10 protein-coding genes are annotated in these 13,259 nt (G+C 49.8%); 5 read left to right on the forward strand and 5 right to left on the reverse strand.

The window, feature by feature from the left end; genetic code table 11:
- Positions 1 to 45 precede the first annotated feature (45 nt).
- Positions 46 to 1,521, reverse strand: coding sequence for a TolC family protein (locus IT781_RS06655; RefSeq protein ID WP_194969361.1), 1,476 nt, complete (start codon positions 1,519 to 1,521; stop codon positions 46 to 48).
- 400 nt (positions 1,522 to 1,921) lie between these two features.
- Here IT781_RS06655 and IT781_RS06660 point away from each other — a divergent pair, with 400 nt between their 5' ends.
- Together IT781_RS06660 and IT781_RS06665 are read left to right on the forward strand one after the other, a co-directional pair.
- The gene (locus tag IT781_RS06660; protein ID WP_194969362.1) at positions 1,922 to 2,233 is read left to right on the forward strand and encodes a hypothetical protein; all 312 of its coding nucleotides are present in this window, start codon (positions 1,922 to 1,924) and stop codon (positions 2,231 to 2,233) included.
- A 357-nt stretch (positions 2,234 to 2,590) separates the two neighbouring features.
- Positions 2,591 to 2,890: a hypothetical protein gene (locus tag IT781_RS06665; protein ID WP_194969363.1), complete on the forward strand. Its 300-nt coding sequence runs from the start codon at positions 2,591 to 2,593 to the stop codon at positions 2,888 to 2,890.
- A 277-nt stretch (positions 2,891 to 3,167) separates the two neighbouring features.
- Here IT781_RS06665 and IT781_RS06670 read toward each other — a convergent pair whose 3' ends face one another.
- The 3 genes from IT781_RS06670 to glgB are packed head-to-tail and all read right to left on the reverse strand — an operon-like array spanning position 3,168 to position 7,673.
- Complete coding sequence (locus tag IT781_RS06670; RefSeq protein ID WP_228778978.1) at positions 3,168 to 3,977, reverse strand: hypothetical protein; 810 nt, start codon at positions 3,975 to 3,977, stop codon at positions 3,168 to 3,170.
- Between the two features lie 53 nt (positions 3,978 to 4,030).
- Positions 4,031 to 5,476 carry a glycogen synthase GlgA gene (gene glgA / locus IT781_RS06675; protein ID WP_194969365.1) on the reverse strand — a complete coding sequence of 482 codons (1,446 nt, stop codon included), beginning with the start codon at positions 5,474 to 5,476 and terminating at the stop codon, positions 4,031 to 4,033.
- Between the two features lie 19 nt (positions 5,477 to 5,495).
- Positions 5,496 to 7,673 (reverse strand): 1,4-alpha-glucan branching protein GlgB, encoded by a 2,178-nt coding sequence (gene glgB, locus IT781_RS06680; RefSeq protein ID WP_194969366.1) that lies wholly within the window; start codon positions 7,671 to 7,673, stop codon positions 5,496 to 5,498.
- Between the two features lie 107 nt (positions 7,674 to 7,780).
- On the opposite strand from glgB, the gene glgC reads away from it, so the two are divergent.
- The 3 genes from glgC to malQ all read left to right on the forward strand — a co-directional run bounded on the left by glgC (position 7,781) and on the right by malQ (position 12,331).
- Positions 7,781 to 9,061 carry a glucose-1-phosphate adenylyltransferase gene (gene glgC, locus IT781_RS06685; protein ID WP_194969367.1) on the forward strand — a complete coding sequence of 427 codons (1,281 nt, stop codon included), beginning with the start codon at positions 7,781 to 7,783 and terminating at the stop codon, positions 9,059 to 9,061.
- A 96-nt stretch (positions 9,062 to 9,157) separates the two neighbouring features.
- Complete coding sequence (locus IT781_RS06690) at positions 9,158 to 10,849, forward strand: glycoside hydrolase family 57 protein (protein ID WP_194969368.1); 1,692 nt, start codon at positions 9,158 to 9,160, stop codon at positions 10,847 to 10,849.
- 21 nt (positions 10,850 to 10,870) lie between these two features.
- Positions 10,871 to 12,331 (forward strand): 4-alpha-glucanotransferase, encoded by a 1,461-nt coding sequence (gene malQ, locus IT781_RS06695; protein ID WP_194969369.1) that lies wholly within the window; start codon positions 10,871 to 10,873, stop codon positions 12,329 to 12,331.
- Between the two features lie 45 nt (positions 12,332 to 12,376).
- On the opposite strand, the gene IT781_RS06700 is transcribed toward malQ, so the two are convergent.
- A complete protein-coding gene (locus IT781_RS06700; RefSeq protein WP_194969370.1) occupies positions 12,377 to 13,246 on the reverse strand; it encodes a quinoprotein dehydrogenase-associated putative ABC transporter substrate-binding protein in 870 nt (289 codons plus the stop codon).
- Positions 13,247 to 13,259: the final 13 nt, after the last annotated feature.

Genomic DNA, 13,259 nt, shown 5'->3' on the forward strand with positions numbered 1-13,259 from the left:
ATCGGCCAGAGCGTTTGAGGCAACTGTACAAAAAAGTTGAATGGATCATCGTAATACTTCTTTGCCAATAACTGCGTTAAGTTGATTCAATGCGTGCCAATAGCTGGATCGCCCATTGATATGGACTCGATAGGTTTCCAGGTAGGCCCGCTGTGTATCCAATACTTCTATCAGGGTTTTACCGCCTAGCTCGTAGGCTTGGGTGATTTTGTCCCGCACATTTCTTGCCGCTTCCAGTTGTCCTGGATCGTCGTTGGTTAAAAATTGATACGAAGAAGCAAAAGTTTTCGCGGCCTGGTCAATTTCCGCGCGCAAGTCCACAAGCTGGGCCTGTAAATTGTACTGTGTTTGAGTTTTAATGGACTTCGCTTTGGCTATGTTGCCCTGATTGCGATCAAAAATAGGCACGGTGAGATTGATTCCGGCCATCCACGAGTTGGCGTCGGGAAAGCCGATGGCCTGCTGTTGGAATTGTCTGGTATAGCCAATGCCAGGTATTACTTGCGGATAGGCTTTTCTTTCTTCCAGCGTTATATCTGAGTCGGCTTTATCTAATTGGCGATGCAAGGCGCTTAGATCGGGCCTGTTTTCCTCGGCTAATCTAAAGGCGGTTTCAGCATCTATCGGCTTTGCCAATGTGTTGATTTTCAATGTGCCTTTTACTTTAATGGGAATATTGTCTTTGATACCCAACAGGGTACGTAACCGGTTAAACGCGGAGGCTAAATCCAGTTCTCGCGCATGAACTTCACGGTGGCTACTGAAAATAGAGAGCTTGATTCGGTCTGCTTCGATGGTGCCGACTCCTCCGAGAGCCACCCGTTTAAGAATAATCTGCTCCATTTTGATTAAATTGCGCTGGTTTTCATAGGCGAGATCCAGCATCGCCTGCATCTCCAGAACGTCATAGAATGCTGCAATAGTTGCTGCGATCCTAAGCCGGACGGTATTGGCAAAGTCAGCCGCTGACGCTTCGACCTCATATTGCCCGGACGTTATCGCAGCCGCTCTTTTTCCAAACAAAAACCAATCGACAGGCATGGCGACATTAAAATCAAATTGCGGAGGCCCGCCTTGCCGGTCGGCTGTAAATGACCGATTCAAAGGCATTAACTGTATATCGGTGTTTATCTGAGGATTGGGTATCAATCCTGCCGTAATCAGATCAGCTTCGGCCTGACTGATGTTTTCTAAGGCGGCTTTGATTCGCGGATCAGATTTCAAAGCGGTTTGCACCGCCTGGTTCAACGTGAGTTCCTTAGGCTCAACTAATGTTTCGGAGGGAACTGAAGTAGCTCTAGTTTCGGCAGAAAACGCATTTGGTGGAGGCGCGTCGGCAATAGGTGGTCCGGATTCATTCATATACAAAGGCAGAGGAGTCGGCCTGTAATCTTGAATTGAGCAGCCGTTTAACAATAAAAGAATGCACAAAGACCATCTGCATGAAATATTAATAAATGGAGAGGCTAAGTGAAAATGGCAATCATGGTGCTTAATCCATTCTTTTATTATTCTTTTCATAGACGAATGATTTAGATTCTGTTGCGTTGACCAGAACAGCATTGCTAAGCCTTATATACTGCTGCGTGTTATGGGTGCTTCGCTCAGTAGGGGTTGGGATGCAGCAGAGCGCCGGTCGTTCTGCTGCATCTGACAATCACCAACCATGCTCAAGTTCAACCGAACCATAAAAAATTCATCATATGATTGACTCTTCGCTGCTGCTTCCCTGCTGGCTGAGGCGTTAGCTGGTCCTCAGAAACCTCGTCCGTAGATTCAGTTGTCGATTCGCAGCAGGTAAGCCATGAATTGAGGCTAGGGAAGTTATCGTTTAGATAAAGGCTATAAACTGACCATTTGTTAAACGCTATAAGCCAGTTTTTTATCATGCCAACCTTGTTCAGAAGATTTACGCAGCCGTGTGGCTGAAGCCGCTGCTGCAGGCCACACCGTGCGGACCGTGGCTTTGCAATACGGGGTCAGCCTGGCCTTCGTCTGCAGGATGCACGTCTTATGGCGTGAAACTGGAGCCGTCCAGGGCGAGCCCTCCGGCGGCTGCAAATGCTCGCGGCTGGAGCCGTATGAAGCGGCTATCAAGGAACAGCTAGCACATAGTCTATCGATGACGCTGAAGGAATTGCAGAGCTGGCTGGAAGACGAACACAGCCTAAGTGTTAGGCTTGTGATAGCAACCAAATCGCCTTCACAGGCTTTAAAAATAGCTTTCTTTTAGCCCATTTCATCCCAATCTTCTCTGGGTAGGAAAAGGATAAAGAACAGGTAAGTCTTAATTTTGTTTTCGCAGTATTTTTAATTGTGGTAAAAATAAAGCGGGCTTCGTGCCTGTTTTAAAGTTCTGCCTCGAACCATATGGGAATAAATCGTCGTGGTTTTTAGATCACTTTGCCCCGGCAATTTCTCCTGAACCGTCCGAATATCACAATTGGCTTGCAATAAGTGACTGACGAAGAGAGGTCTGAACGTCACCAGGGCCGGTCTTTCGCTAAAGCTCCAATCCAGCCGGCATGACTTGAGGAAGGGGCAACAGTTAAGGTAAGGCGTGATTGCGCAAGAAAAGAGGAGTTAGGTTATGAAAATTTATACATTGGCCGCTATACTGTTTTTTTACGCTATTACATCTCACGGAATAGAACCGAATAGTGCTTCCGCTCTAAAAGCGGATGTCGCAGTGGATTTTCGCTGTTCCGGATCTCCGCCTCTTGAAGGAATAGAGGAAAATGCTGAGTCCGACCTTCAGTACGATATGCAAGATAACGATGCCATTTTCGAACTGGGGGACGGCGATTCTGCCGATGAACTCGGCGGGAATGAAGCGGTTTGCGGCGGCAGCAATGGGGACGATTTGATCAACGGCGCCGAAGGTCAATAATATCATTGACAGCGGTATCGTTCTTGATTGTGCACTTCATAGGACACGTCGAGCGCGCTTAGCTGATGCTGAGCGGCAGGCGGTATTCAATCGCTGGAGTCCTGTGTTGCTGGCCACCTTTCTGTTCGCTAACTCGCTCGAGCAGATGCGGGCAAACTCGTAGCCGCCCTGCAATCGGCTTATCTTACGGATTATTTTTAATCGATGGACCGCTTTTGTTGTAACTTAAGCCGTAGATGTCCAGATTTGATTTGGTTTTATGTTCCAGCGCTTTCTTCTAATCGGTCTTGTCGACTTTCACAAAAATGCGCAGTTTGTTTTGGCCGTTTTTTTGACTGCGGGCCAAATTTCCACCACCTCTGCTTTGGTTGTCTTCGTAGATGCCGCCCAGTTCCACCCATTCGCCCAGTTTGATCCGAATTGTGGTTTGTGCGCCTTGGGTTTCCATCTGGCCGCGCGCGTTGAGTTTGTCCGACCAGGGCGAGACGTCCAGAATGGCCTGTTCGCCTGCAAGCCTTGGCGTGACGGCAAAGCCCGTCGTCGTGTCGATAAAGTCGGTCGTGGTGGATAATGTAGGACCATAGCCCGAATCGTAGATCTGCACGTTTTCCATTGGATACGTGTCGCCGGCTTGAATGTAAGCCGTATTGCCTTCCAGGGTCCGAATAGTTTGCGTGCTTTCGCTGGCGTACTGATTCTGATTTTGAGAGTAGTGGCCATATACGCTGGCGCGGGCTTTCGATGGATCATCGATCGGACCGCTGATTCTGACTCTGGCTGTTGCGTTGAGCTCGTCGACGGTCAGCTGCCGGCTTTGAATAACGGTAATGACCAGATTGTTCAGTCGGGTGTCCAGTTCGCTGACCAGCGCCCTGATTTCAGTCAACCGTTCCGGCGTGGTTTTGATCACCAGGCTGGAGCCGTTGGCAATCACATGCTCGGTATATTCCAACAAGGGCTCGAGTAGGGGCTGTATCTCGGAGGCTGGCCGGTTAGCCAGCGGGATCACTTCAATGACGGTTTGCTCCGCCAGGGCGAGCTTGCCGGACAGCAGCATGAAGATCAATAGCAGGCGTGTTGTATCCAACTCAACCTCCACGGGCTAACAAGCGGTTAAAGGCGGCCGGGATGGTCGCCTTTTCAAGGATGGAGTGAGATGCTCCGATATAATTCCAGATACTGCTCGGCGCTGCGCTGCCAGGAAAAATCTTTTTTCATGGCATTAACCTGCAGTTTTTTCCAGATGTCGGGCATGCTGTATAAAATCAGCGCGCGCTTGATCGCTTCCATCAGAGAGCCGGCGCTGGCGTCGTTGAAAACAATGCCGGTGGCCGTGCCATTGCCGATTGTTTCAGGCACGGCATCAACGACACTATCGGCCAAGCCGCCGGTTTTGCGGACGACCGGCAAAGTGCCGTAGCGTTGGCTGTACATTTGATTCAAGCCGCAGGGCTCAAACCGCGACGGCATCAGAAAAATATCGGCGCCGGCTTCGATAAGATGGGCCAGCGATTCATCATAGCCGATAGTGATTGCGATCTTGTCGGGATATGAATGGGCAAAATTCAACAGCCGTTGTTCAAAGACCTTGTCGCCACTGCCGAGCAGTGCAAATTGCAAGGGCATGCCGGCCATTTCGGACAGACACTCCAGCAACAGATCTATGCCTTTTTGCTCAACCAACCGGCTGATCAGGCCAATGACCGGAATATGCTCGTCAACCGGCAGCGACAGTTTTCTCTGCAGGGCAAACTTGTTGAGTTGTTTGTCCTGAAGGGATTCGGCCTGATAGTGCTGCTCAATGAGGGGATCGGTTGCCGGATTCCACTGTTCGGTATCAATGCCGTTGATAATTCCGCTTAAGAACTCCTTGCGATAAGTCAAAAGCCCCTCAAGGCCGTAACCCAGCTCCGGTGTTTGAATTTCCTGGGCATAAGTCGGACTGACCGTGGTAATGCGATCGGCATAAACCAGGCCGCCTTTTATAAAGGACAACATACTATGGAATTCAAGCCCGTAAGGCTGCCATAACTGACCCGGTAAATTCAATGGGGCTGTGCTGCTGCTCGGGAATAATCCCTGATAAGCCATGTTGTGTATAGTGAACACGGTAACCGGCCGGTCGTGCTCCAAGGATAGCAATGCCGGAACCAGACCGCTCTGCCAGTCATTGCAGTGCACGAGATCGGGCTTCCAGTTCAGGTGAGCCCGATCCATGGCGATTTCTGCGGCAATGCGGCAAAACAAGGCGAAACGTTCGGCATTGTTGGGCCAGTCGTTGCCTTGCTCATCGTGATAAGGATTGCCGGGATAATCGAAAAACTCGGGATAATCGACCAGCCAGACGATAACCGGACTATCCGGCATGCGCGTTTCAAGAATGTTGACATCGCGGTTATCGACTCGCACGGAGCAAAGAAAGCGGACATCGCCATGCGTTTTGATGGCCTGATAATGGGGCATGACCAGGCGTACGTCTTGCGATAACTCGGCCAGTGCTTTGGGCAGGCTGCCTGAAACATCAGCGAGGCCTCCAGTTTTGATCAAAGGGTGGGCTTCGCTGGTGACAAAAAGTATTTTTTTCATAGCTTGTTTTTGCAATCCTTTATGGCTTTAAGATGATGGCTCCTAAAGGGGGTAAAGTAAGGCTGAGGGAATGAGGCTGATTCATCCAGGCTATAGGCTCCGAGGTAACCTGGCCATTGCCGACGTTGCCGCCGTCATAATAGGTGGAATCGGAATTGAAGATTTCAGTGTAAGTGCCGGCTTGTGGAACGCCGATCCGGTAGTGTTCCCTGACGACCGGGGTAAAGTTAAGGATGATATACAGTTCTTCATGATCGCTTTTGCGGCGGTAACTGATGATGGACTGTTGTACATCGTGGCAATCGATCCATTCAAACCCGTGATGGTCAAAATCATGCGTGTATAAAGCCGGATGATCTTTATAGAGTGTGTTCAAGTCTTTTACCAGTTTTTGCACGCCGCGATGATGCGCATAATCCAACACATACCAGTCCAGAGCCCGGTTGAAATTCCACTCCGTGCCTTGCCCGAATTCGCAGCCCATAAACAGCAGTTTTTTGCCCGGGTAGGTGTACATATAGGTATATAACAGCCGCAGATTGGCAAAGCGTTGCCATTCGTCGCCGGGCATTTTGTTGACCAGAGAGCCTTTGCCATGCACGACCTCATCATGCGAGAAGGGCAGGGTGAAGTTTTCGGTAAACGCGTAAAGCATGCCGAAGGTGAGCTGGTCATGATGATATTGGCGGTGGATAGGTTCCTGGCTCATATAGGCCAGCGTGTCGTGCATCCAGCCCATATTCCATTTCATGGAGAAGCCCAGCCCGCCGGTCCAGGTCGGCCGCGTCACCTGCGGCCAGGAAGTGGATTCCTCGGCCATGATGACGGTGCCGGGATGCTGGTCGTGCGTGACCGTATTCAGTTCTTTCAGAAAATCGATGGCTTCCAGATTCTCGTTGCCGCCATAGATGTTCGGAATCCAGTCGTCCGGGCCGCGTGAATAGTCCAGATAGAGCATCGAGGCGACGGCATCGACTCTCAGGCCGTCGAGATGGAATTCTTCCAGCCAGAAGATGGCGCTGGACAGCAAGAAGTTTTTTACCTCATTGCGGCCGTAGTTATAGATCAGCGTGCCCCAGTCGCGGTGTTCGCCTTTGCGCGGGTCTTCATGCTCATAAAGCGCGCTGCCGTCGAAGCGGGCCAAGGCAAAGTAATCCTTGGGGAAATGCGCGGGCACCCAGTCCAGGATGACGCCTATGTTGTTTTGATGGCAAGTGTCGATGAAATAGCGGAAGTCATCGGGGGTTCCGTAGCGGCTGGTCGGTGCGAAGTAGCCGGTAGTTTGATAACCCCACGACGCATCCAGAGGATGTTCGGTCACGGGCAGCAGTTCAATATGGGTGAAGCCCATTTCTTTCACATAGTCGACGAGCTGTGCCGCCAGTTCACGATAATTGAGGAAATTGCCTCGAGGATCACGTTTCCAGGAACCCAGATGGACTTCATAGATCGACATGGGTTCATGCAGCCAATCGCGGCTTGTGCTGCGCTGGTTCATCCATTGGTGGTCCTGCCAGGCATAGCCTTTTTCATTCACGACAATGGATGCCGTTTTGGGGCGGAATTCAAATTGCTGCCCATAAGGGTCGGTCTTGATCAGAACTTCATTGCTCTGCCGGTTCACTATTTCAAACTTGTATAAACAGCCGGTTGTCAGGCCCGGTATGAATAGCTCCCAGATGCCGCTGCTGCCGAGGTTCCGCATCGGGTGGCAGCGGCCGTCCCACAGATTGAAGTCGCCGATAACGCTGACCCGGCCGGCGTTGGGCGCCCAGACGGCGAATAGCACGCCCTCAATGCCGTCAGTGCTATGCAAGTGAGCGCCCAGTTTCTGATAGATGTGCCAGTGGCGGCCTTCTCCGAATAAATGCCGGTCAAACTCCGATAACTGCACAGGAAAATCATACGGATCGTAATTCTCGTGCGCATAGCCGTCCTTATCTATCCAGGAGAGCTTATAATGTTTTGGTAATTCTTCACTTTCGGCGGTATATTCAAAAAAGTCCGTACCGGTTATTCTCTGGAACGCAGGGCCATCATTATCCAAGCGCACTGATTGGGCGTAAGGCAGGTAGACTTTAATCTGAGTTGACTTGTTTTTTTGATGGCGGCCCAAAACAGAAAAAGGGTCATGATGCCTGGCTTCTATGATTTTAATAGAATCGGAGTCAAGCGTACTGGTCGACTGCTTTTTCACTTTGAATGCCCTCGGAATAGTAAGATAATGATTTCGTGATAATGAATGCGTAAATATTACCAAAAATTAAATAACAGTTGTGAGCCTATTCCACATGGAGATCAAAAATGTCAGCGACCAGTAATCAGCATCATGATCGTTTTGTCAGTCATTTAACACGTAATACCATTGCTTTAATCCTAGCCGGTGGTCGTGGTTCGCGATTGGAGAATATGACGGATTGGCGCGCCAAGCCCGCTGTTCCTTTCGGCGGCAAGTTCAGGATCATCGATTTTCCGCTGTCCAACTGTATCAATTCCGGCATCCGTAAAGTAGGCGTTCTGACCCAGTACAAAGCCGACTCCTTGATTCGCCATATTCAGCAGGGATGGGGTTTTTTACGCGGCGAGTTCGGCGAGTATGTCGACCTGATGCCGGCCCAGCAAAGGCATGAGGAAGGCTCCTGGTACGCAGGGACTGCCGATGCGATTTACCAGAATATCGATATTCTGCGTAGCCGCAGGCCTGAATTCATCCTCGTACTGGCCGGCGATCATATCTATAAAATGGACTACGGTCCCATGTTGGCCGATCATGTCGAAAAAAATGCCGATTTAACGATAGGCTGCATCGAAGTGTCGCTGCAGGATGCGACGGCTTTTGGTGTCATGGACGTCGATGTCAACCGGCGCGTTAAGTCGTTCGTAGAAAAACCGAAAAACCCGCCGATCATGCCGGGCAGAACCGATACGGCACTGGCATCGATGGGGATTTATATTTTCAACGCCGCGTTTTTGTATGAACAATTGATCAAAGATGCCGATACGCGGGGGTCAAGCCGTGATTTCGGCAAAGATATTATCCCGTCCGTCATTGATAAATATGTGGTCAATGCTTATCCGTTCCTGGATTTGCAAAGCGGTGAGCAAAGTTACTGGCGCGATGTGGGTACGATAGATGCCTACTGGGCCGCTAATATGGAGTTGATTGGCGTTAAGCCGGATCTGAATCTCTATGACAAGAGCTGGCCGATCTGGACTTACCAGGTACAGGCGCCGCCGGCCAAATTTGTTTTTGACAATGACAAGCGGCGTGGAATGGCCGTCGATTCCATGGTGTCTGGCGGATGTGTTATTTCCGGATCGACAGTCAGGCATTCCTTGCTGTTTTCTAATGTTAGGGTCAATTCCTATACCACCTTGAAAGACACGATTGTTCTGCCTGAAGTCAATATTGCCCGCCATTGCCGCATCACGAAAGCCATTATAGAAAAAGGCTGTGAAATACCGGAAGGCACCGTGATCGGCGAAAACAGGGAAGAAGATGAAAAAAGATTTTATGTCAGCCCCGGCGGGGTTGTTTTAGTGACGCCTGATATGCTGGGGCTTCGAAGACACTACGTGAGATAGGCGAAGTGTCGTGAGGGTCTCGAGAAGAAACATTTTATATTTCAGATGAGGTGATTTTGATTACGCCGGACAGTAAAGGACAAAGCGGACGACATTATGGTTAAAAAGAAATTGAAATTGGTATTGTGCTGGCACATGCATCAGCCGGAATACAGAGATTTGCAAACCGGCGAATATAAACTGCCCTGGACGTATCTGCATGTGATTAAAGACTACGTTGATATGGCGGCGCATCTGGAGGCGGCGCCCCAAGCCAAGGCCGTGGTAAATTTTGCGCCTATCCTGCTGGAACAGATAGAGGACTATGCCAAGCAAGTCAGCAGTTATTTGCACGACGGTATTTCAATTACTGACCCGCTATTGGCGGCGCTGGTTGAACCCAGCATCCCTGCCGATCCCGAAGCGCGCTTGAAATTGATCAAGGATTGCATGCGCGCCAATCGGGAGCGGCAAATCAATCGTTACCCGGCATTTAAAAAGCTGGTTGAGATGGCCGAGTGGCTTGAACACCATTATGAGTCTTTAAATTACGTCAATTCTCAATTTATTAGCGACATTCTGGTCTGGTATCACCTGGCCTGGATAGGAGAAACCGTCAAGTTAGGGGATATCAGAGTAAAGCGCTTGATAGAAAAAGGTGCCGGTTATACGCTGCATGAAAGACTGGAAATCCTGGAAATCATAGGCGAGCAGTTGGCTAACGTCATTCTGAGATATAAGGTATTGGCCAGAAAAGGCCAGATTGAGCTGTCGGTAACGCCTTATGCGCATCCGATCATGCCGCTTTTGCTGGATTTGAATTCTACGCATGAAGCCATGCCTCATGCGCCGCTGCCGGAACTGGATGCTTATCCGGGCGGAGAAGAGCGAGTCAGATGGCATCTTGAAAAAGGCGTGCAGACCTTTAAACGCTTTTTTGGCTTTAAGCCGAAAGGATGCTGGCCTTCGGAGGGCAGTATCAGCGAACAGACGTTGAGAATACTGGATGATGTCGGTTTTGACTGGGCCGCAAGCGGCGGCTCAGTGGCGCATAACAGTTTAAATCTGATTGAGGGCGCGGAAAAGCCGAGCATACATCATCCGTTTAAGCTTCAAAATACCGATATTGCCTGTTTTTTCCGTGATGACGGATTATCCGACCTGATCGGTTTTGAGTATTCCAAATGGCATGCCGATGATGCGGTCAGCGATTTGATCCATCATCTGGAAAATATTGCCAAGCATGAGCCGGGGGATACGGTCGTTTCTATCATTATGGATGGCGAAAACGCCTGGGAATATTTTCCTGCTAACGGTTACTATTTTCTCAGTGCTTTGTATAAACGATTATCCAGTCATCCGGAAATTGAATTAACTACTTTTTCGGAATGCTTGAAAAATAAAGTGGATGTGAAGCCTTTGCCCAGACTGGTGGCCGGCAGTTGGGTCTATGGCACTTTCTCGACCTGGATAGGCGATTCCGATAAAAATCGAGGCTGGGATATGCTCGGTGATGCGAAATGGGCGTTCGATAAGGTTATTTCCACAGGACGCCTGACTGACGATCAGGTGCTCAAGGCCGAGCTTCAGCTGGCTGTCTGCGAAGGCTCCGACTGGTTCTGGTGGTTTGGCGATTACAATCCCGGAGAAGCGGTCAGTAACTTTGAAAAACAGTTCCGGCTTAATTTGACCAATTTGTACAGATTATTAGGTAAGGAACCGCCGGCTTATCTGTCTATGTCATTTACACAGGGTTCAGGCGCTCCGGCTATGGGCGGCGCAATGCGACCCGGTATTGAACATATCTAAAAAATACTAAACAGGAATGACATGTTAAACAAACGCCGTGCCGGCATATTATTGCATATCTCGTCGTTACCAGGTGGCGGCATTCAGGGGGATTTGGGCCAGGAAGCGTATCATTTTGTCAATTTTCTCGCGGATGCCGGCATCACCGTATGGCAAACGCTGCCCTTGGGCATGACCCATGCGGACCGTTCACCTTATCAGTGCTTATCGGCGCATGCAGGCAATCCATTATTTATTAACATGGATTGGCTGGCCAATAAAGGCTGGCTGCCATTATCCGCGCGGGACTATCAAAACGCTTCAAATTCCGACAAAGCCTACTTGACGGGAATGGCCTTTCAAGGGTTTCTGGAGCGTGCCGATCCACAGGAGAAGGAGCAGTTTGCGCGTTTCTGCAAGACGCAGGCATTCTGGCTCGATGATTTTGCCCTATTTATCGCGCTCAGGAATGAGTTTAATCAGCTGTGCTGGATTCAGTGGCCGGAGCACTTCAAGGAAAGAGATACAAAAGCGATCAAAGAAGCCTGCCGACGCCTGAACGTGGAAATTGAGAAAACCAAATTCGAACAATACGTCTTTTTCAGGCAATGGCTGGAATTAAAGGCTTACGCTAAACAGCGCGGCGTACTGTTGTTCGGCGATATTCCCATTTTCGTCTCTTACGATAGTGCCGATGTCTGGGCTAACCGTCAGGTTTTTAAACTTGACGAGTCCGGTCAAATGTCCGTAGTGACAGGCGTGCCGCCCGATTATTTTTCTGCCAAGGGGCAGCGCTGGGGAAATCCTCATTATGATTGGGAATATCTTAAGGACACCGGATTCCGCTGGTGGGTTGAGCGTATGCATACCCAGCTTGAGCTCTTCGATATTCTACGTATAGATCACTTTCGAGGACTTGAGGCTGCCTGGGAAATACCGGCCGAGGAGGAGACGGCGATTCATGGTCAATGGGTTAAGGCGCCAGGAGAAGAACTGCTGAACGCCATAAAAGCCGAACATGGATCAATTCCGTTGGTTGCTGAGGATCTGGGCGTCATTACCCCGGAAGTCGTGGAACTGCGCGATGAATTTGGGCTGCCGGGTATGAAGATTCTGCAGTTTGCTTTCGGAAGCGGACCTGATAATCCGTATTTGCCGAACAATTACGAAAAAAATTGCGTGGTTTATACCGGTACTCACGATAATGATACGACTTTAGGCTGGTCGCAAGCATTGAGCGAGGAGGAAAAAAGATTCACTTATGAATATCTCGGCAATCCCTCAATGCCTCTGCATTGTGCTCTGATACACGCTGCGCTGGCTTCGGTCGCCAATCTGGCGATCATTCCTATGCAGGACGTTCTGGAACTGGATTCCAGTCATCGGATGAACGTTCCCGGCACTGTTGAAGGCAATTGGCAATGGCGTTTCCAGTGGGACCAGTTGTCGCATGAGCGGGCTGCCAGATTGGCTCATCTTGTTAAATTGTTCAATCGTAATTAAGACGAGGCGACCTTGAGAGGTCGCCTTTGCCTTTATCAGGATAATTTAATCATCATCTTCATGCTTCACCTGTCTCGGTATCGGCAATAAAGGGACGTTGTAGCTTTTAATGATCGCTTGAATCTTGTCCGCGTTGGCGGCAATCAGTTTATTGAGTGTTTCCTGTCTGGCCTTATCGCCAAAGCGCACGCCCATCGCCATCGAGAAGTCGAACTTCATGCCGGGGGCTGACTGCATCGGAATCATCGTATAACTGTTCTTGGGGCTTTCGGAAATGACATAGCCGGCCATCGGGCCCCAAAGAATAACCATGTCAATCTTTTTCGCGTTCAGATCTTTGAGCATCTGCATGGCTACGTTATTTTCCGCATCGCCTGACATGGATTGATAGGGAATGCCTTGGTCAAGCAGGCCGCTTTGCTGCAGCCAGGCTGTTCCTGGGCCGCGGTCAAACATGGCAATCCGCAATTTTTCCTGACGCTCCGGCGAAAGATCGGCCAACTGAGAAGCATCCTTTATGTCATCCCAGCCGCGGCCCTTGGCAATCAACAGCACATAAGTTGAATGGTAGTAGGGCACTGTCGTTAACGTGAGGTCATAGTCGGCAGGAACTCCCATAATGACATCGCACTTAAACTCTTTACTGTCTGCATCGTTTTCTTTTAATGGCGCGTTCAAGGTATTGCGAACAAAGCCGATACGTTGAGGAAGCCATGTGTATTCAAGCGTCTGTCCGAGTTCCTTGGCGAACAGTTCGGCGATTTTATTTTCAAAGCCGTCCTGACTTTTAGTCGAATAAGGCGGGTTCAGTGGATCTGCGCAGACTTTGAATTTTTCTTCTGCTGCGGCCGAAAACGTCATTGCGGTTAAAAATAACCCGGCAAGTACTCTATGAATCTGATGCGAAGCCCGCATTAAGTTCTCCTTG

This window comes from Methylobacter sp. BlB1, assembly GCF_015476545.1.
Taxonomy (GTDB): domain Bacteria; phylum Pseudomonadota; class Gammaproteobacteria; order Methylococcales; family Methylomonadaceae; genus Methylobacter.

Coding starts and splice junctions, on each gene's coding strand:
- IT781_RS06655 (WP_194969361.1), bottom strand. CDS start 1,521: ATGAAAAGAATAATAAAAGAATGGATTAAGCACCATGATTGCCATTTT.
- glgA (WP_194969365.1), bottom strand. CDS start 5,476: ATGAAAAAAATACTTTTTGTCACCAGCGAAGCCCACCCTTTGATCAAA.
- IT781_RS06700 (WP_194969370.1), bottom strand. CDS start 13,246: ATGCGGGCTTCGCATCAGATTCATAGAGTACTTGCCGGGTTATTTTTA.
- IT781_RS06690 (WP_194969368.1), top strand. CDS start 9,158: ATGGTTAAAAAGAAATTGAAATTGGTATTGTGCTGGCACATGCATCAG.
- IT781_RS06665 (WP_194969363.1), top strand. CDS start 2,591: ATGAAAATTTATACATTGGCCGCTATACTGTTTTTTTACGCTATTACA.
- glgC (WP_194969367.1), top strand. CDS start 7,781: ATGTCAGCGACCAGTAATCAGCATCATGATCGTTTTGTCAGTCATTTA.
- malQ (WP_194969369.1), top strand. CDS start 10,871: ATGTTAAACAAACGCCGTGCCGGCATATTATTGCATATCTCGTCGTTA.